The sequence below is a fragment of the Amycolatopsis pretoriensis genome (genome assembly GCF_900107925.1).
In the GTDB taxonomy this organism is placed as follows: domain Bacteria; phylum Actinomycetota; class Actinomycetes; order Mycobacteriales; family Pseudonocardiaceae; genus Amycolatopsis; species Amycolatopsis pretoriensis.
The window spans coordinates 41,740-64,142 of record NZ_FNUJ01000018.1; the positions used below are offsets into that span (position 1 = coordinate 41,740).

At 67.2% G+C, this 22,403-nt stretch carries 23 protein-coding genes and 2 pseudogenes; 12 read left to right on the top strand and 13 right to left on the bottom strand.

Annotated features, from left to right (window positions below; genetic code table 11):
* Positions 1-2: 2 nt before the first annotated feature.
* Genes BLV96_RS46775 through BLV96_RS46790 form a run of 4 tightly spaced genes read right to left on the bottom strand, consistent with a single transcriptional unit; the run spans position 3 to position 4,890 of the window.
* Positions 3-1,244, bottom strand: a complete 1,242-nt coding sequence (locus BLV96_RS46775; protein WP_086672121.1) for a CaiB/BaiF CoA transferase family protein — start codon at positions 1,242-1,244, stop codon at positions 3-5.
* The gene (locus BLV96_RS46780) at positions 1,241-2,383 is read right to left on the bottom strand and encodes an acyl-CoA dehydrogenase family protein (protein WP_244180984.1); all 1,143 of its coding nucleotides are present in this window, start codon (positions 2,381-2,383) and stop codon (positions 1,241-1,243) included. Before BLV96_RS46780 ends, BLV96_RS46775 begins: the two co-directional genes overlap by 4 nt.
* 3 nt (positions 2,384-2,386) lie before the next feature.
* On the bottom strand, positions 2,387-3,553 hold the full coding sequence (locus tag BLV96_RS46785; protein WP_086672119.1) for a CaiB/BaiF CoA transferase family protein: 1,167 nt from the start codon (positions 3,551-3,553) through the stop codon (positions 2,387-2,389).
* Positions 3,550-4,890, bottom strand: a complete 1,341-nt coding sequence (locus tag BLV96_RS46790) for an MFS transporter (protein WP_086672116.1) — start codon at positions 4,888-4,890, stop codon at positions 3,550-3,552. The genes BLV96_RS46785 and BLV96_RS46790 overlap by 4 nt, the downstream gene beginning before the upstream one ends.
* Before the next feature lie 194 nt (positions 4,891-5,084).
* Here BLV96_RS46790 and BLV96_RS46795 point away from each other — a divergent pair, with 194 nt between their 5' ends.
* Positions 5,085-6,284, top strand: coding sequence for a PucR family transcriptional regulator (locus tag BLV96_RS46795; RefSeq protein ID WP_086672114.1), 1,200 nt, complete (start codon positions 5,085-5,087; stop codon positions 6,282-6,284).
* Between the two features lie 155 nt (positions 6,285-6,439).
* Here BLV96_RS46795 and BLV96_RS51510 read toward each other — a convergent pair.
* A pseudogene (locus BLV96_RS51510) lies at positions 6,440-7,060 on the bottom strand (N-acyl-D-amino-acid deacylase family protein); the annotation flags it as partial.
* Between the two features lie 810 nt (positions 7,061-7,870).
* On the opposite strand from BLV96_RS51510, the gene BLV96_RS46805 reads away from it, so the two are divergent.
* Complete coding sequence (locus BLV96_RS46805; RefSeq protein WP_091390437.1) at positions 7,871-9,208, top strand: S53 family peptidase; 1,338 nt, start codon at positions 7,871-7,873, stop codon at positions 9,206-9,208.
* A 136-nt stretch (positions 9,209-9,344) separates the two neighbouring features.
* Here the strand turns inward: BLV96_RS46805 and BLV96_RS46810 are convergent, their stop codons facing one another.
* Together BLV96_RS46810 and BLV96_RS51405 are read right to left on the bottom strand one after the other, a co-directional pair.
* Positions 9,345-10,016 (bottom strand): IS3 family transposase, encoded by a 672-nt coding sequence (locus BLV96_RS46810; RefSeq protein ID WP_086672111.1) that lies wholly within the window; start codon positions 10,014-10,016, stop codon positions 9,345-9,347.
* The gene (locus BLV96_RS51405) at positions 9,904-10,218 is read right to left on the bottom strand and encodes an IS3 family transposase (protein ID WP_086672110.1); all 315 of its coding nucleotides are present in this window, start codon (positions 10,216-10,218) and stop codon (positions 9,904-9,906) included. The genes BLV96_RS46810 and BLV96_RS51405 overlap by 113 nt, the downstream gene beginning before the upstream one ends.
* A gap of 602 nt (positions 10,219-10,820) precedes the next feature.
* Here BLV96_RS51405 and BLV96_RS46820 point away from each other — a divergent pair.
* From BLV96_RS46820 to BLV96_RS46840, 5 genes are all read left to right on the top strand, one after another.
* The gene (locus tag BLV96_RS46820; RefSeq protein ID WP_158104064.1) at positions 10,821-11,264 is read left to right on the top strand and encodes a peptidase inhibitor family I36 protein; all 444 of its coding nucleotides are present in this window, start codon (positions 10,821-10,823) and stop codon (positions 11,262-11,264) included.
* Between the two features lie 22 nt (positions 11,265-11,286).
* Positions 11,287-12,993, top strand: coding sequence for an AMP-binding protein (locus BLV96_RS46825; RefSeq protein WP_086672106.1), 1,707 nt, complete (start codon positions 11,287-11,289; stop codon positions 12,991-12,993).
* 180 nt (positions 12,994-13,173) lie between these two features.
* On the top strand, positions 13,174-13,437 hold the full coding sequence (locus tag BLV96_RS46830; RefSeq protein ID WP_086672104.1) for an acyl carrier protein: 264 nt from the start codon (positions 13,174-13,176) through the stop codon (positions 13,435-13,437).
* On the top strand, positions 13,434-14,660 hold the full coding sequence (locus BLV96_RS46835) for a cytochrome P450 (RefSeq protein ID WP_086672102.1): 1,227 nt from the start codon (positions 13,434-13,436) through the stop codon (positions 14,658-14,660). The genes BLV96_RS46830 and BLV96_RS46835 overlap by 4 nt, the downstream gene beginning before the upstream one ends.
* Positions 14,657-15,661, top strand: coding sequence for a beta-ketoacyl-[acyl-carrier-protein] synthase family protein (locus tag BLV96_RS46840; RefSeq protein WP_086672100.1), 1,005 nt, complete (start codon positions 14,657-14,659; stop codon positions 15,659-15,661). Before BLV96_RS46835 ends, BLV96_RS46840 begins: the two co-directional genes overlap by 4 nt.
* A 430-nt stretch (positions 15,662-16,091) precedes the next feature.
* Here BLV96_RS46840 and BLV96_RS51615 read toward each other — a convergent pair whose 3' ends face one another.
* The 5 genes from BLV96_RS51615 to BLV96_RS51415 all read right to left on the bottom strand — a co-directional run bounded on the left by BLV96_RS51615 (position 16,092) and on the right by BLV96_RS51415 (position 20,028).
* The gene (locus BLV96_RS51615; protein WP_086672098.1) at positions 16,092-16,445 is read right to left on the bottom strand and encodes a transposase; all 354 of its coding nucleotides are present in this window, start codon (positions 16,443-16,445) and stop codon (positions 16,092-16,094) included.
* Positions 16,446-17,263: 818 nt separating this feature from the next.
* The gene (locus BLV96_RS46850) at positions 17,264-18,295 is read right to left on the bottom strand and encodes a CU044_5270 family protein (protein WP_279627580.1); all 1,032 of its coding nucleotides are present in this window, start codon (positions 18,293-18,295) and stop codon (positions 17,264-17,266) included.
* Between the two features lie 706 nt (positions 18,296-19,001).
* The gene (locus BLV96_RS51620) at positions 19,002-19,259 is read right to left on the bottom strand and encodes a hypothetical protein (protein WP_208608530.1); all 258 of its coding nucleotides are present in this window, start codon (positions 19,257-19,259) and stop codon (positions 19,002-19,004) included.
* Entirely contained in the window at positions 19,214-19,624 is a 411-nt protein-coding gene (locus BLV96_RS51410) for an aldo/keto reductase (RefSeq protein ID WP_208608531.1), read from the bottom strand. Before BLV96_RS51410 ends, BLV96_RS51620 begins: the two co-directional genes overlap by 46 nt.
* An 11-nt stretch (positions 19,625-19,635) precedes the next feature.
* A complete protein-coding gene (locus BLV96_RS51415; protein WP_208608532.1) occupies positions 19,636-20,028 on the bottom strand; it encodes an aldo/keto reductase in 393 nt (130 codons plus the stop codon).
* 57 nt (positions 20,029-20,085) lie between these two features.
* Here BLV96_RS51415 and BLV96_RS50400 point away from each other — a divergent pair, with 57 nt between their 5' ends.
* From BLV96_RS50400 to BLV96_RS51625, 5 genes and pseudogenes are all read left to right on the top strand, one after another.
* On the top strand, positions 20,086-20,412 hold the full coding sequence (locus tag BLV96_RS50400; RefSeq protein WP_208608533.1) for a hypothetical protein: 327 nt from the start codon (positions 20,086-20,088) through the stop codon (positions 20,410-20,412).
* A gap of 6 nt (positions 20,413-20,418) precedes the next feature.
* Positions 20,419-20,634, top strand: a complete 216-nt coding sequence (locus tag BLV96_RS50405) for a hypothetical protein (protein WP_208608534.1) — start codon at positions 20,419-20,421, stop codon at positions 20,632-20,634.
* A 369-nt stretch (positions 20,635-21,003) separates the two neighbouring features.
* A pseudogene (locus BLV96_RS51420) lies at positions 21,004-21,224 on the top strand (hypothetical protein); the annotation flags it as partial.
* Positions 21,225-21,421: 197 nt separating this feature from the next.
* Positions 21,422-21,577, top strand: a complete 156-nt coding sequence (locus tag BLV96_RS50410; RefSeq protein WP_208608535.1) for a hypothetical protein — start codon at positions 21,422-21,424, stop codon at positions 21,575-21,577.
* Positions 21,578-21,622: 45 nt separating this feature from the next.
* Entirely contained in the window at positions 21,623-21,877 is a 255-nt protein-coding gene (locus BLV96_RS51625) for a zf-HC2 domain-containing protein (RefSeq protein ID WP_208608536.1), read from the top strand.
* Between the two features lie 110 nt (positions 21,878-21,987).
* Here BLV96_RS51625 and BLV96_RS46875 read toward each other — a convergent pair whose 3' ends face one another.
* Positions 21,988-22,281 carry a hypothetical protein gene (locus BLV96_RS46875; protein WP_208608537.1) on the bottom strand — a complete coding sequence of 98 codons (294 nt, stop codon included), beginning with the start codon at positions 22,279-22,281 and terminating at the stop codon, positions 21,988-21,990.
* Positions 22,282-22,403 lie beyond the last annotated feature (122 nt).

Here is a 22,403-nt window from a genome sequence, read left to right on the forward strand (position 1 = left end):
GGTCATTCCGGGTACCCCGATACGCAGTGGTGGGCGGTGACGGGCGGTTTCGTCGCGGGCAGGCGGATCGCGCCTTCCGCGTCGAGCGCGTCGATCTCGCCGGCGCCGAGCCCTAGTTCGGTGAGGACGTCTCGCGTGTCCTGCCCCAGCGCGGGAACCTCGCGGCGCACCTCGCCCGGGCTCCGCGACAACCGGATGGGATACCCGACCACCCGCGCGGGCTTCTCCCCCGCCACCCCGACTTCCACGAGGAGGTCGTTGGCGACGACCTGGGGCTGCCGAAGTGCGTCGGCCAAGCTCAGCTGCGGCGCGCAGAGCAGGTCGACGCTTTCGAACCGGGCCAACGCCTCTTCCGTGCTCAGGCGGGCCACCACGGGCGCCAACACCGCGTTGGCCACCTCGCGGTTGCGCGCTTGCAGCTCGGGCGTCGCCAAGTCCGGGCGGGCGCTGAGGTCGTCCACCTCCAGTGCGGTGCAGAGCAAGCCGACGGCGTTGTCGCGGAACAGCCCGAGGACCGTGACGACACCGTCGGCGGTCTCGAACGTCCCGCCGTACCACTGGCTGACCCAGTTGAGTTCGGTGCCGTGCCTGGTCTGCGCCGCCGCCTCCATCATCTGCATGGCGAGCGCCGTGTCCAGGAGGTTGACGCTGACCTGCTGCCCGCGCCCGGACCGTTCCCGCTCGAACAGCGCCGCGAGAATTCCCTGGACCAGCCCGGCACCCGAGGCGTAGTCGACTTGAGCGGTCGGGTTGAGGTATGAGTCGAGCCGCGCGTCGCCGACCGCCCGTGCCAGGCCGCTGACCGTCTGGGCGAGCATGTCCTGGCCGGGCTTGTGCGCCAGTGGCCCGTGGTCACCGAATCCCGACGCGCTGGCGTATACCAGGCGCGGGTACCGGTCGGCGAGGTTCGCATAAGACAGGCCGAGCCTGCGGACGGCGGCGGGACGGTAGTTGTGCACCAGCACATCCGCCCTCGCGAGAAGCCGATGCAGGATCTTCATCCCCGCCGCGGCCTTGAGATCGAGGCTGACACTGCGCTTGTTGCGGTTGAGTGCCACGAAGTAGGCCGAGGTCAGGCCACGGTCGGCCGCGTGCCGGTCGAGCGCGCGCATCATGTCGCCTCGGGGCCCGCGCTCGATCTTCACGACGTCGGCGCCGAGGTCGCCGAGGGTCTGCCCGGCGAGCGGCCCCTGCATGACCTCGCACAGTTCGATCACCCGGATCCCGGCGAGCGCGCGGCTCATGCCACACCTGCCACGGCGTAGGCTGCCTTGGCCACCAGCAGGCGCTGGATTTGGTTGGTTCCCTCGTAGATCTGTGTGATCTTCGCGTCGCGCATCATGCGTTCGACCGGGTAGTCGCGGGTGAACCCGTAGCCTCCGAAGAGCTGGACGGCGTCCGTCGTGACCGACATGGCGTTGTCGCTGCAAAGGAGCTTCGCCATCGATGCGCGGGCGCGGGCTTCGGGGTGGCCTGCCTCGATGAGCGCCACCGCCTCGTAGAGCAGCGCGCGAGCGGACGCCAGCCGGACCGCCATGTCGGCGACCATGCCCCTGATCATCTGGAACCGGGAGATGGACTGGCCGAACTGGGCGCGCTCGGAGGTGTACGCGAGAGCCGCGTCGAAAGCGCCCTGCGCGACTCCCAAGGCCTGCGCCGCGATGAGCGCGCGGCTGCCGTTGAGCTCGGCCATGATGTACCGGTAGCCCTCGGCCGGGTCACCGACGACCCGCAGGTCGGGGACGAAGCAACCGTCGAGGATCACGTCCGCGGTCGGGCTGCCCCGCAGGCCCATCTTCCGCTCGTGCGGGCCGAAGGACAGCCCCGGGTCGTCGCGGTGGACGATGAAGACGCCGTGCCGGGACTCACCGGTCTTCGCCAGGACCGCGTACCAGTCGCCCCAGGGTGCGTTGCTGATGAACCGCTTCCGGCCTGTGAGCAGCCAGCCTCCGCCGGTTTCGGTCGCGGTGGTGGTGAGCCCGGCGACGTCCGAGCCCGCGGTCGGCTCGGTCAGGCACCAGCCCGCGCCGGCCCGCCCGGCCGCGACTTCGGGGACCACCAGCTTCTGGAGCTCGGCCGAGCCCTCGGAAAGGATCGTGCACGTCCCGGCCCAGTTCACCAGCAGGACGTGCGAGGTCGTCATGCAGGCCGCGGCGATCTCCTCGACCGCGATCACCTGCGAAAGCAGATCGGCTCCGGATCCGCCGAGGTGCTCGGGATGGGCGAGGCCGGCCAAGTCGGCGTCCACAACGGCCTGCCAGGCTTCGTCGGGGAAACGTTCTTTCTCGTCGACGTCCGCGGCATAGGGCGCGATGCGATCCGCCGCGAGCCGGCGAACACTGGCCCGGAAATCAGCGTGGACATCGGACATGGAGTCGGTCATGACTCAGTTCTTCCTTTCCTGGATGGTGACCGGCGGCCAGCTCAGGTCGCCGCCGTCTCCGCCGGGCCGGGCGCTGACCCTCTTCGCCTCAGCCGGAGTCAAACCGAGGCGCACGAGGGCGGTGGTGGTCTCGCCGCGGTCCGGTGCGCGGCCGGGTACGGCCGCCGTGCGGGAGAATCGCGGTACGCCGGGAACCCGGTCGAGGGCGAACCCCGGATGCCGCGCCGCGATGTGCGGGTTGGACGCGAGTTCGCCGGGCTCCAGCACGGGCGTCACGCAGGCGTCGCCGCCTTCGAACCGCGCGGCCCACGCGTCCCGGGTCCTGCCGAGAAAGATCGCTTCCAAAGTGCGGGTCAGGCTCTCGGCTTCGCGCGGGTCGAGGTGGTCGGGAGCGTCTTCGGGCTCGCCCAGTCCCAGTCCGGACCACAGCTGCGCGAAGAACTTCGGCTCCAGCGCGCCCACGGCGACGTACCGGCCGTCGGCGCACTCGTAGGTGCGGTAGGCCGGCATGGTCCCGGCGAGCAGTCCTTCGCCGCGGCCGGGCAACGTCGGAGTTCCCCAGTCGGCGAAGGGCATCGCCATCATCGACAGGACACCGTCGACCATCGCGGCGTCCACGTGCTGTCCCCGGCTGGACCGTTCCCGTTCGAACAGCGCGGCCATGACGCCGAACGCGGCGAGCAGGCCGCCGCCACCGAAGTCGGCGAGCAGGTTCAGCGGGGGCACCGGCGGCGCCTGCGGGGGCCCGAACGTCCCGAGCGCGCCGGCGATCGCGAGGTAGTTGATGTCGTGCCCGGCACGGGGCGCCAGCGGGCCGTCCTGCCCGTAACCGGTCAGACTACAGGAGATGATCCGCGGGTTGAGGCGGCTGAGCCGGGCGTGGTCGACACCGAGCCGGGAAGCGACGCCGGGCCGGAAGCTCTCGAGCACCACGTCGGCGGTCGCGGCCATCCGGTCGAACAAGGCGCGGTCCGCTGCGGACTTGAGGTCCAGCTCGATCGCGTGCTTGCCCCGGCGCAGCGCCGGAATCGGCGCTCCCGTCCGCCCACCACCGATCATGACGACCTCGGCACCCAGGTCGGCCAGGAGCATGCTGCAGTAGGGGCCTGGGGCCAGCCGGCTCAGGTCCAGGACCCGGACGCCCTCCAGGATGCGCTTCTCGCCGCTCATGCCGGCCCCTCCGTTCGCGGCCGCAGGGCCACGGCGCTCGCCAGGCTGACGAGGGCCACCCCGGCCATGAGGACGCCGACCGCGAACACGCCGTGGGCAGCCGAAAGCGCGGCGGCGGCGAGCGGGACCACCGCGCCGCCCAGGACCCCGCCCAGGTTGTAGGCGAGCCCGGCGCCGGTGTACCGGCAGTCCGTTGTGAACAGTTCCGGCAGGTAGGCACCGACGGGCCCGTAGGCGACGCCGTACACGCCGAGCATCGTGGCGAGCGTGACTCCGAGAGCGACGCCGCTGCCGCCGCCCAGCAAGCCGAACAGCACGAGAACCAGCGGGACCGCGATGACGAACCCGGCGATGATGGTGCGGCGGCGGCCGATCCGGTCGGACAGGACGCCGGCCGCGATCGTGGTCGACGCGAGGACCGCCCCCGCCGCGATGCCCAGCTCCAGCACCGTGGACCGGCTCAAGCCCGCTCCACCGGCCGACGTGCCGAACGAGGTGAGGTAGGCGGTGGCGACGTAGAAGAGGGCGAACAGCACCGTCAGCACGCCTCCGCCGAGCAGGACCTGCCGCAGGTGGGTGCGCAGTACCTTCCGCAGGGGCGCGGTCTCCGGCCGGCGCACACCGCCGGCTTCGAGTTCGGCCTGGTACTCGCGGAACGCCGGGGTTTCGGCCACGACCATCCGAACGAACAGGCCGATGAACACCAGGACTGCACTGCTGAGGAAAGGAATGCGCCACCCGTACGCGAGGAATGCCTCGCTGCCGGCACCGACCACGACGTCGACCAGCAGGAACGTCCCGCTGGCGAGCATGAATCCCAGCGCGGGACCCAGCTGCGGGAAAACGGCGTAGCGCCCTCGCTGCCGTTCCGGGGCGTATTCGGCGGCGAACAGTGCCGCGCCCGCCCACTCCCCACCCACCGCGAAGCCCTGCAGGAACCGCAGGACGGCGAGCAGTACCGGGGCCGCGACGCCGATCGCGGCCGACGAAGGCAGGAGTCCGATCAGGACGGTGGCCACCCCCATCAGCAGGAGAGTTGCCACCAAGGTGTTCTTGCGCCCGAACCGATCGCCGAAATGGCCGCAGACGAGCGCGCCCAGTGGCCGCGCGACGAACGCGACCCCCAGGGTCGCGAACGAGGCCAGCGCCCCGGCCGCGGCACCGAGTGCGGGGAAGAAGACCTTCGGGAAGACCAGCGCCGCCGCCGTGCCGTAGACGAAGAAGTCGTAGAACTCGATCGTCGTGCCCGCACAGCTCGCCACCGCGACCCGTGCGAGCGACGCATCCGAAACGTCGGCTTGCCGCCGTCGTCGGCGCGCCACCACCTTGCCGACCATTGCCCATCTCCTTTGACGAGACCGTCGATGTTCCCAGTCACAATTACGTTTGCCGTCACTACAACGAAGGCCACCGTATGCGCAGCTAGAGTGGATTAACCATGTTCGACGACCTCATGTTCGGCGTCGCAGGTTGTGCGTGGACACAAGAAGGGCGATGCTGTACTCCACCCGGCACACGACGAGGAGACCTCATGGGAAACGTCGCCGACACCGGCGAATCCGGCGAATCCGGCGCTCGGCCGTTCGGCCCGGTCGCCGACAACCTGCGCGCGCACGCCGGCCGGCTGGCGGCCGACATCGCGGAGACGATCCTCGGTACCGTGCCGAACTACGCAAAGGTCGAGGTGGGATCGCTGCGGCGCTCGCTCGTTCAGCACATCGGGACCGCGGCGGCGTCGCTGATCGCCGGACAGGTGCCGGAGCACGTCCCCGACGTGTCCGTCGCAGCGGAGCGCGCGCGGTCCGGCATCCCGATCGAGCAGGTGCTACTCGCCATCCGGCTGTCGTTCCAGCGGCTGCGGGAATTCGTTGTCGAAACGGCGGTGGCCCGGCGGATCCCACCGGAACAGCAGCTGGAGGCGGTGCGCATCCTGTGGGAGGTCAACGACCTGGTCAGCCGTGAGTACGCCGTCGCCCATCGCGACGAAGACCTCGACATGGCCCGCACCGCCGAAACGCAACGGAGCGAGTTCGTCCGCCGCCTGCTCCAGGAGGGTGCCCGGGGCCCGGAACTGATGCTGCACGCAGGCTCGTTCGGTTTGGTCGCGGGCCGCCGGTACCGCACGTTCCGGGCGCGTGCCGCCGGCACCGAGGGCGCCACGCTGGCCGCCGTCCTGCGCTGGGCCGAGCAGCACCACCTCGAGCCGGTGGGCGCGGTCGTCGACGGTGACGCCGCCGGCACGCTCACCGACGGTCCCCTGCCGCACGACGGTCCGGTCCTCGGGGTCGGCCCCGCCGTCGAACTTCCCGATCTACCGGGTTCGTTCCGCCTGGCGACCCAGGCGCTGGAGGTAGCCGGGCAGTTCGACCGCTCTGGAGTGCAGACCCTGGAGCGGCTGTCCCTGCACGTCGCGGTGGCGGCGGAAAGCCACGTCGGCGACATGCTCGTGGCGAAGATCCTCGGGCCCCTCCAGGCGCAGGGCGACTTCGGTGCCGAGCTGATCGCGAGTCTCGACGCCTACCTTTCGGCCGACATGAACACCGCGTGGGCAGCCGGGCGGCTGACCGTCCACCCCAACACCCTGCGCTACCGGATCAACCAGGTGAAGCAGCTGTCCGGGCTGTCCCTGCGGTCAGCGCAGGAAATCAGCGAGGTGTGGTGGGCGTTGCGCCGGTACGAATGGCTCTCCCGGGCTACCGCCGCAGCACCCGCCCGTGGCGATCGGGACTGAGGGCTTCCCCCCGGAGGCGAACCGGCCCGTGAGGAGCACGTGCACGGTCCCCATCGCATACGAGAGCGGGGCCGGTAGGTCGCAGTGTCGGCGTACCGCTCCGGGTCGAAGACGACCACGTCGGCGATCTTGCCTTTGGCCAGGAAACCGCGATCGCACAGCCCGATCCGGCCGGCGGGCGCAGCGCTCAGCTTCCGGACCACCTCGGCCAGCTCCAGCACACCGCGGTCACGCAGGTACTCGGCAATGGCCCGGGCGAAGGCCCCGAAATGCCGCGGATGCGGATGCCCGGCCCCAGCGAGGTCGAGAAGCCATCCGTCGCTGACCACGGAGCTGAGCTCGTCGGCCAGCACGAACTCCACATCGGACTCGGCCATCGCGTGGTTGACGATCCACACATCGCCCTGGTGATCGCGCAGCAGGTCCAGGATGACGTCCACGGGTTCGCGCGCGGTCGCCGCGGCGATCTCGGCCACCGACGAACCCGACCGGTCGCTGAACGGCCCCGCGGGCAGATCGGCGACGATCGTCCCGGCCGGGAGCACGGTCCGGCCGATCCGCTCACCGAGCTCCGCTCGGATGGCGCCCCGCAGGCCGGGGTCCCGGAGGCGTCCGTCCGGCCCGCCGTCCAGAGCCCAGTCCGGCAGCCGGGAGCTGAGCCGGGTCGAAGAAGCCGCGTACGGGTAGACGTCGCAGGCGACGTCCACGCCCGCGGCCGACGCCGCCTTGATCCGGCGCAGTGCCGCACGCACCTTGCCGTGGTTGGCCGGCCCCATGGCCTTCAAGTGCGAGATTTGGAGCCGGACCCCACTGCGCGCGGCGGTGTTCAGGCCGACGCGTCGTCGAGCGACCCAGGCACCACGTGCCAGCCTCCTCCGGGAACGGCAATTCGCCCGCGGAAGCGTCGGGGACGTGAGTTCTCAAGAATTTTTGGCCACCTGCGGCGACAGGTCAGGCAACTGTTGCGCCGACGTGCTGGGCAACAACACGCACTGCTCGGCGAGATTGTGGTTCCAGCCAAGAACGGGAGAGTCGGACTCCTGCCGGTCACTCAGCCGCTGGCAGCGCTCCGTGGGTCGAGTCGGCTGGTCGCCGCACGCGACCGCGTACCACTCATTTTGGTCGACCTAGGCTCCCACTGCATCAACGTGCCGATGATCTTGGCGACCGTCTCCGCCAGGAGGAAGCGGCGGATCGCGCGTGCGGTTCTGTCGAACCGATCCCCTCGCCGCGATACCGCCACCTGTCGCAGCTGACGACGGGTACCGACCAGTGCCATCGCACTGGCCCCCTGGTCACGCCAGTCGCCGCAGGGGTCAGACGACAGACAGCGAAAATTCGCTCTGCCAGTGCTGTTCGCAGCATTACCTTCTCAACGCACTCCGGTGCGAATCAGAGAAAATCACTCAATCTCAGTTCCTTTTGGTGACCAATAAGCACAAACGGAAGCGCCGGTGGGCGCGTGAATTTGATGTGGCACTTGCCGTGGCAGGCGGCTTGGTTAAGGTTGAGCACGCGGCGGGTACGCCGCTCTCTCGATTTCGCATTCTCCTTATCCCGCCGTTCTGCCCCTGTCAGGAGGACAAGTGCCGAGATCCTTCCGCAGATCCATCGTGCTCGCCGCAGCCCTGGTCGTTGCCGGCGCCGGCGCCGGCATGCCAGTCGCCCAAGCGGTCGCCGATCCACATACCGTCCTCCCGCAGGTGCAGTCCTTGCGGTCGCAGGTGCGCAATGGGACGCTGCTCGAAGCTCACAGCACCACAGAGTCATGCGCTGTGTGCCAGGCCCACGCGGTGACCGCCGCACCAGGATCGAAAATCCTGCTTTCGACCACCGTTCCGATCGGTTATGGCGCCGACGAGCTCGCCGCCGCCTATCACCTGCCCGACGCCGCCTCCGGCGCCAAGGGCACCATCGCGATCATTGACGCCGGGGCGTACCCCAGTCTCGAGTCCGACCTCGACACTTATCGGACGCAGTACGGGCTGCCGCCGTGCACCGTTGCGAGCGGCTGCCTAAAGGTCGTGGACCAGCACGGTGGCCCTCCGCTCGCGCCCGCCACCGAGCTCTTGGACGTCGTCCACGAAGAGTACGTCGCCGTCGAAACCGCGCTCGACATGCAGATGGCCTCCGCAGCCTGCCCCACCTGCGATCTGATCGAGCTGCAGGTGCCCGTCGGGGACGCCGTCGCCGGCGACGCCGCTCAGGACCACGCCGCGATGGCCGACTTCGGTGACGCGGTCAACACCGCAGCCCGGCTAGGCGCGACCGCGGTCAGCATCAGTTACCAGTTCCCCAGCTACCCGGACGTCGAGTTCGGAAAGCCAGGTCTGGATCTGTTCCACCCGGGCGTGGCCGTCCTGGCCTCTTCGGGTGACGGGGGGTACCAGGGCGACAAGCACACCGGCTGGCCGCAAAACCTGCCGTGGGTAGTCTCGGTCGGGGGCACGTCGCTGCTGCAAAGCGGCGGCCACTACACGGACATCGTCTGGGGCGGCGCGGGCAGCGGTTGCGAGACCGATCTGCCCGCGGCCATCGGTGCTCCGGCAGCGGTCAGCGCAAGCTGCGGCGGCCACCGCGCGTCCGCGGACGTGTCCGCAGACGCCGATCCCGCAACCGGTGTCGCCGTCTTCGATACATATTCGCCGTTCAGTGGCCAGCCGCTGAACTGGCTCGTCGTTGGGGGCACAAGCGCTTCGTCGCCGTTCGTCTCGGGGTTGTACGGCCGGGGAGGCCACACCTCGCAGGTACTTGGGCCGAACACGCTCTACACCGCGTCGGCGGGCGCGTTCACCGACGTGACGCTGGGCCAGAACGCCCCTGCACACGCCTGCCCGGCCGCCACACCGGCGTTGTGCGTGGCGCAACCGGGCTGGGACGCTCCGACCGGAGTGGGCGTGCCCAACGGATTGTCCGGGTTCTGATTACTGAAGGGACGGAGCGAGCGGCGGCTCGCTCCGTCCCCGGTCACCCGGCGCTGCCTGACCGGATGCGACCGCCACCACACCCGGACGGCGGAGTTCGGCTCTTTGTCAAGCCCCGGGTTTGATAGAGACTGGATTAACTGGTTTCCAGGGTTGCGGTGACCGGGTTGGTCATCGCGTGCGCTTCGTATTCGGCGGGTGGGACGTGCCCGAGCTCGCCGTGCAGCCGCCGGTTGTTGTACCAGTCGATGTACTCGACGGTCGCGATTTCCAGGTCGTCGAGGCCTTGCCAGGGTCCTTTGTTGCGGACGAGTTCAGTCTTGTAGAGCGAGTTGAATGCCTCGGCCATCGCATTGTCGTCGGAATCTCCTTTACTGCCAACGGATGCGGCCGCGCCGGCGTCGGCGAGGCGCTGGGTGTAGCGGATGGCTCGGTATTGCACTCCTCGGTCGCTGTGGTGAACCAGCCCGGTCAGGTCGGCACCGGTGGCCTGGCGGCGCCAGAGCTCCATCTGCAGCGCGTCCAGGGCGAGGTCGGCGTAGAGGCTGGTGGCGACCTGCCATCGGACGATCAGGCGGGAGAACACGTCCAGGATGAATGCGGCGTAGACCCAGCCGCCGACGGTGCGGACGTAGGTCAGGTCCGCGACCCACAACTGGTTCGGCCCGGCGGCGGTGAAGTCGCGTTCGACCAGGTCACCTGGCCGCCTGGTCGGCGGCCGGGCGGGTCGTGCGCGGGCCCTTGTCCCGGAGCAGGCCACGCAGCCCGGTCTCGCGCATGAGCCGCTCCACCGTGCACCGGGCCACATCCACGCCGTGGCGGTTCAGCTCGGCCCAGGCCTCCTGGCCCCGTAGACGCCGTGGTGTCCTCGTGCACGTGCTCGATCTTCTCCGCCAGCACCCGGTCGGATGCCGTGCGGGCGGACTCCGGGTGGGACTTGGCCGCGTAGTACGTCGACGGCGCGATCTCGGCAGGCGTCTGCTCGAGTGCCTCCAGGACCAGCTGAACACCGTGTTCCTCCCGCTAGGAGTCGACGAACTCGACCTTCACCGTGACGGACGATCCAGCTCCGCTGCGAAGAAGGACGCCGCTGACTTCAAGATTCTGGTTCGCCCGGCGCAGCTCACGCACCTCACGTTCCAGCTCCGCGACCCGCGGCCGCCTCGGTTGTGGTCGTGCCCGGCCGTGTTCCCTCGTCGGTCTCGGCCTGCTTCACCCACGTCCGCCGGTGGGGTCGGAGCTCCAAACTGGCGAATGCGCACCCGAGTGTCAACGTTGCCCACAAGACAAGTCAGCCACTGAATGCTGTATCTCGACATCGCGCGCACGTCGCCTTGGCCGACCGGAGGCGGCAATCGGGCAGGACGCATACCTGAGCCGGTTCCCAATGGGAAGTTGTGCGCCTTGCGGGTAACCCGCCACTCTGTGATAATACTGAAACGTGCCGACAGTGCGACAGTGGCTCATGCCATTCTTGGGAAAGATGCGAATCCACTGGTGCGTCGCTGCTCACGTCCCGGATCGCAGTAAATCGACCTGAAACAACGACTGTTCAGTTATTTCTGCCCTGACCAAGTGGCAAAAGTTCCACTCCGAATCGAGGATGTCGCTCATGACTTCGAGTACCTGGTCCACCTCTTTCAAGCTGGCCACCGGGGCTGCGGCGGCGGTGCTGCTCGCCGGAAGTTCCGTCTTGATGGGTGCCAATCCGGCGTCTGCGGCCCAAAGTGACTGCAAGAACAACTTCCCGGTCCGAGGGAACAACAACTTCTGTGCCTGGGGGGACACCAACTACGGCGGCACCATCTACCCCGTGTTCGTGGACATGGAGGTCGGAAATCCCTGCATCAACACGACGGGGATCTTCAACGACACGTTCTCCTCCATTTACAACGGCAGCAACCACCGCGTGCTGGTCTACCGGGACGCCGATTGCGAGGGTCAGTCGTTCATGGTGCACGTGGGGGAGGCGATCCCTGACCTGTCGACCTTCAACGACGTGCTCATGCAGGGACCCTGGAACGATCAGATCTCGTCCGTGCGGCCGCTCTCGTAACGTCCCCAGAAAGGACTGGCAAGTGGTCGAAACCGAGGTGATGGTCGACTCAGCCCAATCTTCTGTGTCCTGGCGCGACGAGACGGCGTCGTCGAATACAATGGCCGACCTCGTCTCGGTGATGGCCGGTCGAACCGAGGGCAGCGTGGTGTTTCCCGAAATCGGCACGAGGATGTCTCACCGTGAGTTGGCGGGTCGTGCCTACGGCGTGGCCAAGGTGCTGACCGACGTTCGAGTGCCCGCCGGTGACCGGCGAGATCACGGCGGGCGGGTGGGCATCCTGGCCGACAACTCCCCGGAGTTTGTCCACGGGCTGTTGGGAGCATTCGCGGCTGGCCTGACTGCGGTGCCCCTCGCGCCGCCGGGCCTGAGCAGCGAACCAAGCGTCTTCCTCGACCGCCTGGTGCGGGTATCGAGGAAGGCCGGAGTGCGTTCCGTTCTGGTGGGGCCGCCGTTCGACGGCGGCATCGAGGCTCTGCGCGGAGCCGGTCCTGAGCTGGATTTCTTTGCCCTCAGTGAATGCGGGAGCGCCGCCCCGCCCACCGTGCGCCCTCCGATCGAGTCCGGCGACCTGGCCGTGGTGCAGTTCAGCTCCGGCAGTACCTCGGAGCCTAAAGGGGTGATGATCGAACACGGTGCCCTGCTGGCGAGTATCCGCGGCACGGCGAGCCGAAGCGCCGTCCTCTCTACGGACGCGTCGCTGCTCTGGGTACCGTTCTTCCACGACTTCGGCTTGGTCACCCTGTTGACGCACCTGCTCACCCGCAGCGACCTCCACGTCGTCAAGCCGGCGACCTTCGTTCGCAAAACGGCCGAGACCGTGCGCTACCTCGCGCGGGAACGCATTTCGTCCTTCACGGGACCGAACTTTTCCTACGAACGGATCTTGAAGGCGGCCGCAGACGGCGAACTGCAAGGGATCGACCTGAGCTCCTGGCGAACCGCGGTCAACGCCGGTGAACCGGTCCAGGCGCGCACGGTCCGCCGGTTCCTCGGGCTGCTAGGGCCCTTGGGTGTCGGGCCGAGCGTAATGAACCCGGGCTACGGCATGGCCGAATTCTGCGTGGGGATCTCCTACCAGGCGGCTGGCCACGTCGCACGCATCGTCAATGTCACACGGGCGTCCCTCGATGACGGTCGGCAGATCGAGATGACGGAAGCAGGATCTGCTGGTTCAATGCCGGTCGTTTCGCAGGGACCTGCGTTCCCGGATGTTCAGCTCCGTATTCGCAGCGCCGATGGAATTGTGCTGAACGACGGATATTTCGGGGAAATCGAAGCCCGGGGGCCGAACATGCTGCGGGGTTACCTGGACGACGCCGAGGCGACCCGGACCGCCTTCGACGACGGCTGGTTCCGCACCGGTGACACGGGCTTCCTACTGGATGACGAACTGTATGTCATTGGCCGGAAGAAGGACATGATCATCTGTGCCGGCCGGAACTTCCACGCCCAAGACGTCGAGGCGGTCGTGGGCGGTGTCGAGGGGATCTACCAGCGCCACGTGGTCGCGGTGGCCGACCAGGAGAAGGAAAGCATGGTCGTGATCGCAGAGACTACGCTCGCGGATCGGGCCGGCCTGGCCGGCCGGATCCGCGCTCGGGTGGCGGGCGAACTAGGCCTGGCGGGGGTTGAGGTACGACTGGTTGAGCGGGGCTGGTTGCCGCGCACCACCAGTGGGAAATGGCAGCGTACCGAGGTGGGCCGTCGCCTCTTCGAAACCGGCTGATCCCGGCGCCGGCGCCCGCCTTGGGGGCGGATCGCGGGTGCAGGTGTTGTGCCTTCGTGCTGAAGCGAACAGCGTGGTCAGTTCGCCGAGCGCAGTTCGTCGCAATAGGTCACTGGTTGACCCCGTTCGTTGTCCAGGCGCCGGGATCGGAAAGTACGGAACGGAAGAGAGGGCCGATCGATGGCCACAGAAGAGGTGCTCGACGTCGTTGTGCGCTACCTTGCCGGCGCTCTTGAACTGCCAAAGGCGAACATCTCGCAAGATTCCCAGCTCAGCTACCTGGAGAACGCGGATTCGCTGAGGTTGATGGATGCTATCGCCGCCATCGAGAACGATCTCGACGTGCGGATCAACGGTGACGACCTGGTCTTCACGCGTACTGTGTCGGACCTGGCCGAGCTGGTCGAGGCGACCCTCGCCCGATCGGCGGGTCGGCGAAAATGACGTTCCGGCTGAATATGAGGACGAACCAGGCGGAAAGCGACACCCTACTCGACGGGTTGCGGGAGGACTCCGGTGTCCAGGAAGCTTTGCTGAACACAGGCCTTCGCGTCTGGGTGGTCGCCCGCTATGCCGAGGCGAAGGCCGCCTTGCTGGATTCCCGTCTGGTCAAAGATCCGCGCAAGCTGCCCGGTGGGTCGCGTCCGTTCGGTGGACGCCGTCATCCCGAGGACGCCTTCGCCGTCCTCGGCCGTCACGCCCTGAACACCGACGGAGCCGAGCACCGCCGGTTGCGTGAATTGCTGGCCGAGTGCCTCTCGCCATCGATGGTCGAGCAACGCCGTGCTCAGGTCGAAGAGATCATCTATCGCGGGGTGACGGGGCTCGGCCGTGCCACGCGTCCCGATCTGGTCACCGGCTTCGCCAATCCGGTACTCGCCGCGGTACTGGGCGAGATAGTCGGGATAGAGCCGGAGTTGATGGCGGAGCTGGTCTCGACATCGCGGATCGTGATGAGCGACGCCGACCCGCAGGCCCCGGAAATGCGGGACGCCTACGAAAGGTACCGTCAGCTCGTACTGAGGGCGGTCGCCGAACACGACGAGTTCCCAGCTGACGGCACGCTGCTCAAGCGTGCTTTCCGCGACTACCACCCGCGGAAGAAGCTGAGTCTCTCGGAGATCACGACGATGCTGGCCGTGGTGATCTTTGCTGGCACCAACACCTCCGCGACGCTGATCGCGTACGGCGCCGCTGTGCTGTCCACCCGCCCCGACCTCGTTGACCGGCTGCTCGAAAGCGAGCAGGGATCCGCTGCCGTCGTCGAAGAAGTGCTTCGCTACCACCCGTCGGCCCCCTTTGCTTCTTGGCGTTTCGCCACGGAAGACGTCGAATTGGGCGGTGTCGTGATCCCGCAAGGGGCGACGGTGCTCGTAGCCTTGGCCGCCGCGAACCGGGATCCCCGGGCGTTCGACAACGCGAATGAGGTCGATTTGACCAGGATCCGGTTGCCCCGGCACCTCAGCTTCGGGCATGGCCCCCATTTCTGCGTTGGCGCGCCCCTCGCCCGATCCGCCGCCGGGGTCGCACTGCAGGCCCTGTTCGTCCGCTATCCACAAATCATCATCGCAGGCCGGCTGGAAGACCTGCGCTGGAGCACGAACCTCGGAGACCGTCACTTGAGCTCATTGCCCGTTGTCCTCGAGCCGGAAGCGGGGTCTCAATGAAGGTCGCCGGCAGGGTGCGGATCTCCGCCGCCAAGACGTGGCTGCCTCCTTGGCGCTGCTCGTCCGGCCAAGCAGCCGACGCAGGGATCGTCACCGAGGCTCAGCTCGCGGGAGCGTTATGCCGCGACGTTCCCGTCGCACGGGACATCCCAGCTTGGCAGATGGGCTTGGACGCGGTCCGGCTGTGCTTCGAGCAGGCGGCGGTCGACCCCGCCGCCATCGACCTGCTCTTCTACGCCGGTATGACACCGGTGGAGGAAGAGCCGTGGTCGCCGTCGTCGAGGATCGCCCGCCTCGCCGGCGCGACACGCGCGGTGGCTATCGGAATCGCCCAGATGTCCAACGGGAGCGCGGCCGCGCTCGGTCACGCCGTCGCGAACATGCTGGCCGACCCGGACGTGAGGCACGCGGCCTGCGTCAGCGCGGGTAACTTCTCGGAACTGCCGTACGACCGGTGGCGGACAGCGCCGACCACTGTGTTCGGCGACGGCGCGACCGCGGTGCTGCTCGGCGCGACCGGTGGACCCCTCGCGATCCGGTCCATCGGGACGGCCGGCAACCCGATGCTCGAGTCCACCTATCCCTCGAACCATCCCTACCGCCCGCTGAAAGAGGTGCCGACGGAGGAAAAGCTGGATGCCTTCGGATTCGCCGCCAACGCGCAAGCGTTCCGCGTCGCGGTGTCATCCGCGGTGGAAGTGGCTCTCGCCCACGCCGGTCTGACCTCGCAGGGTCGGCGAAGCCGGGTGAAGGTGGTGGCGGCGCCCCGCCTGTCGCCGTTGGTCGTTCGCCCCATTGTCGTCCACAGCCTGCCAGCCGACCTGCGGGAACGGTACGTCGAATTCGGGGCCGACACGGGGCATCTAGGTGCCGGCGATGCCGCCGCGAACATCGCGGCTATAATCAATGGCGACTTTCTCGATGTCGGCGAATGCGCGCTCCTCATCAGCTCAGGGGCCGGAATAGCGATCAGTGCGATCGTCCTGACTCGGGCGGAGTGACCGGGAAGGAGCTTGACGTGGATTCCGCCGCGCGTAGGCGGTGAACTGGACCTGCGCGGCAGAGGGCGATTTAAGAGCCGGTCGATTGATTCACAATCAATAGGTAGAGGCGTGTCCCCGTGTGGTGGGGGAAGTCTTGTAGCGTGCTACAACGCGATGGTCGAACAGCCGCTGAACCGAGTCGGGAAACGTGAACCACAGCGCCAGCCAAATTTTCCTACCCAGCGTAATTACGGAGTAATGAGGGACCGATGGGCGATCCCGCATCGGGGAGGACGGCCACCGCCCATCGGTCCTGCAGGACTTCGACATAGCTCCTGGAGTGTCTCGTTCACCTCGAGATTAAACCGAGCGTGATCGCGTCGTCCCGCTGTCGGCAGGGCCGATGTCCCTTCGTCAGTTTAACGTGCTCGAAAGGACCTCGGTGATGCTATTGCGTTCTACTGATGACGGCGCGATCTCGGCAGGCGTCTGCTCGAGTGCCTCCAGGACCAGCTGAACACCGTGTTCCTCCCGCTAGGAGTCGACGAACTCGACCTTCACCGTGACGGACGATCCAGCTCCGCGACCCGCGGCCGCCTCGGTTGTGGTCGTGCCCGGCCGTGTTCCCTCGTAGGTCTCGGCCTGCCTTCACCCACGTCCGCAACGCCTCCGGATGCACACCGAGCTGGTCGGCGATCCACTTGATCGCCCCACCGGCCGAGACCGGGTCCCGCCTAGCCTCAACCGCCAAACGCGTTGCCCGCTCCCGCAACTCATCCGGGTACTTCCGTGGTGCCGCCATGACTGTGAATCCTCCGGGTGTTCGACGTCTCCATCAAACCCGGGGCGGGACACTTGTCGTGATTGTAAACGCCGTCGGCGAAGGGCCGACGTGGACAGCGTCGTGGCTTGACGACGCTGCGATTCGGTTGTATAGCGCCGAGTAGCAGGATGAGCTGGGTGACGTCCTTGCAATGACTACCGGTCTGTGTCAGTGTCCGGGCGAGTGGGGTGTCGGCGGCGTGGGTGATCAGATGGTGCCTCGAGCTGAGCTCACGCCGGTCGAACGGGTTATGCTTGGTGTGGCTTCCTCCCTCGCGGGCAGGTAGCAGTCAAGTCAACCAGCACTGCCAACAGGTCCAGCAGCACTGCGGCCTGTAGCTCGCGAGCAGGCGTTCGCGCGGTACGTCGAACAGCTGATCGAAGGAGAGTTGTCCCTACGACGCGAATTGGCAGAGAAAGGAACGTGCCAGGTGAGCCCGACCTGTTGGCGTGCCCGGTCGCCAACCTGGTTAACATCACGATCAAGTACAACCAGCACGGAGGCATGGATCGAGGTCGCCGTCGGCGCGAAGCCCGCACTGAGCGAAGGCGATCCCGACGAGCTGGTACTTCCGGAACCGATCGGCCAGCTGTTCCCAGCCGTTCCACGGCTGGGCGCCAACCGCACGAACCAGCGCGACGACGCCGGGTTGATCCTATATCCATAGTGGACTCGATCGTCAGGGTTCACCGCGGCCGGGCGTTCTCCCTCCCGGCGAGAGCGGCGGCCTGCGGGTCGCAGGTTGTTCTGCCGTGACCGTCCAGGACCACCCCGAACTCGCAGCGCCGAGCCCGCGCTTACTTGGCTGGCGCAGCACCCAGCTGATCGACTACCGCAGTCGTAAACGCACTGCTGCCGATCTCGGTATTCGGCTTGATCCACGACTGCTCCGGCTGCGGACCCGCGATCTGGCGTTCGCCGATGAACTGACCGGTGACCGGATCGATGATCAGCTGCCGAATTTGGTGGCCATCGTCCAGTCCGAGCGCGACACCAGTGCGGCCATCGAGGTTCGTCTCCGCGGCCAGCACCGCCATGCCTGGGATCTTCGCCAGCGCCCGATACCACTGTGCGCGCAACTCGGCCGGCATCATACCGGCTTCAAGGACCTGGATTCCCACGTTGAACATCGCGGACGGGGCCGCACTGTTCCCCTTCGTGAGGCTCTGCAATTTCGCGTACAAGGCGGACGGATCGCGGGGAAGTGCCGCGTAGAACGCCGAGCTGTCCCAGTCAGTGGAGTCGTCGCACTTCTTGGGTGGCTTCGCTTCCGGGAAGAAGTCACCGCACCGGCCTTGCCATTGACCCTGGTCCACGTCCGTCGGCGGCAGCTGGGTAGCCTGCGCCTGCGGTACGGAACCGCCCAAGAACTTCCCGGTGTTCAAAACCTTGCGTGTCTCTTGCCAAACATTATGCTCATCGGCGGGAATCCAACGTTGGTCCTGCTGCTCCCAAAGGTAGCTGTAGCCGATTTTGTCACCAAACTGCATGGTGTTCATGACCCACGCGTGTTTGTTGACGTATCGGAACTGCCCGGGACGAATCGGCTGGTCGGCGGCGCTGACACTGAGGTCGGCCGCCCGGTTCAGCACCTGCGTAGCCGACATCAGCTTGATGTCCGGCCAGTTTGCGGTCGGATTCGTGCCAAGGTTCGCACTCGGCGCCGGAACCACCGAGTTGCCGGTCGCCTTCGCTGCCCCCACTCGCGCGACAGCCAAAGTCAAGACCGCTACTCCAATGACAGCGCCAATGACAAACAATAAGTTCCGGCTGTTTCGCTTCGAACCGCGCGGAGCGGTCCGGTCAGATTGAGGCATTAAGTTCTCCAAGTGGCGACAAAAACTTGGCTTGAAACACGATCGACAAAGCCATACCCTAATGGGACGACAGGATAAGCCGCCCGTCAGCGAGGCGCAAATATATCGAACGACTAGTGGTTACCCGCAAGGGAGGCTACTTACCACAGGGAAGTAATGCGTCTCTTTGATCCGCTTCAGTGACGCCGACCTGATCAGGCGCTGCCCGCGCCAGGACAGCCGGAGTCGCCCGTCCAGCTGCTACGCCGGTTCTTTCGTCTCAACCGCGCGCTCCTCCACTGGACGGTCGCCGACGTGGCGTGCTTGTACTTCGCGCGTTCCGCGACCCGCGACACCTACTCCGAGATGGTTGGCCTCGACCTGCTGGCCGACGGCCGACCGCTGGCCAGCCACGCCCGGCACCTCCGGCAACGACAACGTCTTCTGGGCCTGCATCAGAAGTATCCGGACTCGGCTGATCGAGCGCACCGAAGCTGATCGACACCAGTTGCCTGAGCCAGCGGGTGAAGAGAGCCGGACTAGTCCCGGAAGCCGCCGTTGACCGCGCCCAATGGGCACACGGCACCGCACGGTGACAATCTGACACCCGCGGGCACAACACCCGATACCTCTCGGCCGCTCAACCCGGCAACCATCGGTGCCGAGCCGAATTCCTTGCCCTCCGGCCACGACAGAGCCGAGAGCCGCCCGCCCCCTAGCGCCCCAGCCCACACAGGGATCATTCACTGCACGGGGACAAGCGGCAGGTCGAGAAGACGCCGGTCGTCATCGACGCCGTGGCCAGCGCGGCCGCGACGTCCGCATGGGGTATGCCCGGCCGAACGGCGCTAACTTCGTCCAGTAGCGCGTACTGCTCATCGGCGAGCTCGACATCGAGCGCGTCGAGGTAACCCGCCAGGTGCGTCGGAGTGCGCGGGCCAACGATGGGGATCAGCGACGTCCGGGCCCGTGCCGCCCGCCTACGCAACCACGCCATGGCAACCCGAACCGGACCCGTCCCGGTTTTTCGGCAACGGCGAGGACTGCGTCAAGCACCGCGGTACCGTCCGCTTCCGTAGACCGGGTGGCGAGCCGACCCGGCTCCCCACGCCGGTACTTGCCGGTCAGCAGGCCGCCCGCTAGCGGCGAGTACAGCACGACGCCGTGTCCGTGAGCCTCGGCCATCGGCAGCAACTCCCGCTCCCCGGAACGCTTGGCCAGGCAGTATTCGGTCTGGATGCCGGCCAGCCGCCCGCACGCCTTTAATCGGACCGCAGCGCCGGGGACCCGCCACGTCGGAAGGTTCGGCAGCCCGCCGTAGCGGATCTTGCCCGACCGGCTCAGGTCCTCGAAGCCGGCCAAAATCTCCTATACTAGGGTGACCCCATCCGGGAAGTATGGCGTGAAGACGTGAACGTAGCCGGTTTCAGGCGCCGCAGGCTGTCCTCAAGCGAACGGACCATGGTCCTGCGGCTGCTGCCGGTGGTGCCCGGCCGTACATCCGCCAGCCTAGTCCCGCTGTACTTGGTGATCAGCACGAAGTCTTCGCGGTCGCGACCGAGGAGGTCGCCGAGGATCGACTCGGCCTCGCCGTTCCGATAGATGTTGGACACGTCAAAGGTGGTGCCGCCGGCCGCGACGAACCCTTCGAAGATCGCTTTGGCGCCCGCGACGCCCGCGACCGCGGGCTCCGAGCCGAAGGTGGCCGCGCCCAGCACGTACTCTGAGATCCGCAGGCCGCTTCGACCGAAAAGCTGGTAACGCACAAGAACCTCGTGAACGAACGAGCTATGGGGTATGGTCGGCCCAGTATTATAGAACGAATGGTCGTTCTTAATGCCGAAAGTCCCGCAGCCGCACCTCGACGCCGGCCGTCAGCAAATCCTCGACGCGGCACGCACCCGCTTCGCCACGCACGGTTTTGCCCGGACATCCATGACCGACCTGGGGACGTCTCCAGCCTCTCCGTCGGGGCGATCTACCGGTACTTCAAGGGCAAGGACAAGATTGTCGCAGCCGTCTGCGAGCAGTCGACACAGGCGCTGCCCACCGACCTAACCGCCGAGTCCGTGCGTGACTTCCTGGAACACATTCGCACCATGGCCCGCGAGGAGGACCATGCCAGACTCGTCGCGCACATCTACGCCTAGGCAGCGGTGTTCCCGCCGCTCGCCGCACTCGTCGATCGACAGCTCGACGATCTTCGCACCGCGGTCGCCGCGCTCCTCCCTCATCTGGAATCAGCCGAGGCGGCGCGAATCGCCGAAGCCTTCGTGGCCCTATGCCACGGCTACTCCCAGCAGCTCGCCGTCCGCACTGACGTCGACCCGACTCCGTTCACCGCAGCATTGATGGCGATCATTGGGTCGTAGCGGGCGATTGGTCCGCCGTGCATCGGAGGTCACCATGTTCGACCGTTAACCGGAACCGGTCGCGCAGGTGCGCCTGCCGACCGGCCGCTGCACACGGACGGCTTTGTCGCAGCGTTTCCGTGCGCGGGCCGTGCCCCGGCCGACGCGGCGTTCGCGGCGAAGTGGAGACGCATTCGTGTGCAAACCCAGACCCTTACCACCTCGGCCAGGCACCGCGCGAACCCGACTTTGACTCTGGTCACTTCAGTGGACCAGGACCGTGACCCGGTCACAATCCGCGCGGTTGGCCGCCCGTGAACTTCCAAGCCCGCGGCCGGCACCCGGTCAAGGCGATTTGCCACTGGTCATCAAATTCAATTCAAGACCCCGCTGTGCGAGGCCAACGACGTCAGGGCGTTCCAGGCCGAGTCCCGCGCGCGACTGGCGACGCTGCCGCGATTGCGGCCACAGAAGTTATACGACCTCGTCGCCGAAGTCGCCTAATCCGGCCCGGCCACATCCAGGGCGGCTCAGTGCACGCCTACATCCGCCGCCGCAGTGAAGAGCAGTGGCAGCACGCCCACCCGCTGCTCGCCGCCCCCCTGGACCGACCAGTATGTTGCCGATCGGCCCGCCTCTTCCGACCACGAACGCCACGACATTCTCGCGACAGCCGCGAGCGTCCCAGCTGCTGCGCCTGTTGCGGCCGCTTGGCCGAGGTGCAGGAGCATGCCGGAGAGGGCTTTCGTCGCGCGGCGCACCTTGCCGCTTCCGCGCCTACACCGAAACCCGCAGCGCCCGCAGGCTCGTGCTCACCGACAGCGTCGAGACCACCGCGATCGACGCAGACGTTCCCCAGGTGATCGCCCAACCGTTCCAGGACACTTCCGTAGCCCGCCTCGAGCGCACCCTGGCCGCAAGCGCCTTCGCCCGCCTGCCCTACCGCTGGCAGGAAATACTGTGACGCACCGAAATCCGCGGACTGACGGCGGCATCGGTCGCGGCAGGCATGCACCTGTCACCCAACGCGGTCTCCGCCTTGGCATACCGGGCCCGCGAAGGTCTGCGGCAGGCGTATCTCCAGGCGCACGTCGCCGAGGACGCCCGATGCCCGGACGCGTGCCGGCTGTCGGTCGAGAGGCTCGGCGGGTGGACCCGTGGAGCGCTCAATACCCGTGAGACCATCCAGGTCGACGGCCACCTTGCCAACTGCCACCGCTGCCGCGCCGTCGCCACTGAACTTCGCCACGAACTGCGCGCATGACGTAGCCCTCCCGTGGCAGCAGAGGCCCGGCCGGCTTGACTTGCCTTCCACAGCAAGGCAGCGGCGTCAACCGCGAGCTGCGACACCCCGCGGTGACGACGCGACTGCCATCAGGGAAGGACGTTGCCGTTCGAGCAGTTGTGGACGTGGTTCCCCGTCCAGTCACTGAGCGCCGGCACCACGGCTACTTCAGCCAAGCAGACAGCGACAGCCGTGAAATCCATGACTGTGCTGGTAACACCAACAATAAGACCGGAGTCAGTGCTGGTGGAGGACTCCGTGGTGGCGGCTTGCGCCGGAGTTGCGGCGCCGACAGCAGCCGAAACCAGAGCCAGACCCGCGATGATTATTTTTCGCATGGCGTGATCAAACCCGCAGCGACGCACGCCGAAACGGTCTGTCACCCGTCTGAGCACTGGGTATGTGCAAGATCTGAGCCCGGAGGCGATCCGAGTCAAGAGCGGTCCGTCAGGCCGCCGAGTAGGCTCGGATCGGCAGCTACACCGCGATGGACGCCCGGCAAGTG

Excerpts from the sequence above, each read along its gene's own strand:
- BLV96_RS46775 (WP_086672121.1), bottom strand. The coding sequence starts at position 1,244 with ATGAGCCGCGCGCTCGCCGGGATCCGGGTGATCGAACTGTGCGAGGTC.
- BLV96_RS46780 (WP_244180984.1), bottom strand. The coding sequence starts at position 2,383 with ATGACCGACTCCATGTCCGATGTCCACGCTGATTTCCGGGCCAGTGTT.
- BLV96_RS46785 (WP_086672119.1), bottom strand. The coding sequence starts at position 3,553 with ATGAGCGGCGAGAAGCGCATCCTGGAGGGCGTCCGGGTCCTGGACCTG.
- BLV96_RS46790 (WP_086672116.1), bottom strand. The coding sequence starts at position 4,890 with ATGGTCGGCAAGGTGGTGGCGCGCCGACGACGGCGGCAAGCCGACGTT.
- BLV96_RS46795 (WP_086672114.1), top strand. The coding sequence starts at position 5,085 with ATGGGAAACGTCGCCGACACCGGCGAATCCGGCGAATCCGGCGCTCGG.
- BLV96_RS46810 (WP_086672111.1), bottom strand. The coding sequence starts at position 10,016 with ATGTGGCCCGGTGCACGGTGGAGCGGCTCATGCGCGAGACCGGGCTGC.
- BLV96_RS46820 (WP_158104064.1), top strand. The coding sequence starts at position 10,821 with ATGACTTCGAGTACCTGGTCCACCTCTTTCAAGCTGGCCACCGGGGCT.
- BLV96_RS46830 (WP_086672104.1), top strand. The coding sequence starts at position 13,174 with ATGGCCACAGAAGAGGTGCTCGACGTCGTTGTGCGCTACCTTGCCGGC.
- BLV96_RS46835 (WP_086672102.1), top strand. The coding sequence starts at position 13,434 with ATGACGTTCCGGCTGAATATGAGGACGAACCAGGCGGAAAGCGACACC.
- BLV96_RS46840 (WP_086672100.1), top strand. The coding sequence starts at position 14,657 with ATGAAGGTCGCCGGCAGGGTGCGGATCTCCGCCGCCAAGACGTGGCTG.
- BLV96_RS51615 (WP_086672098.1), bottom strand. The coding sequence starts at position 16,445 with ATGGCGGCACCACGGAAGTACCCGGATGAGTTGCGGGAGCGGGCAACG.
- BLV96_RS51620 (WP_208608530.1), bottom strand. The coding sequence starts at position 19,259 with ATGGCGTGGTTGCGTAGGCGGGCGGCACGGGCCCGGACGTCGCTGATC.
- BLV96_RS50400 (WP_208608533.1), top strand. The coding sequence starts at position 20,086 with ATGGTCGTTCTTAATGCCGAAAGTCCCGCAGCCGCACCTCGACGCCGG.
- BLV96_RS51625 (WP_208608536.1), top strand. The coding sequence starts at position 21,623 with ATGCACCTGTCACCCAACGCGGTCTCCGCCTTGGCATACCGGGCCCGC.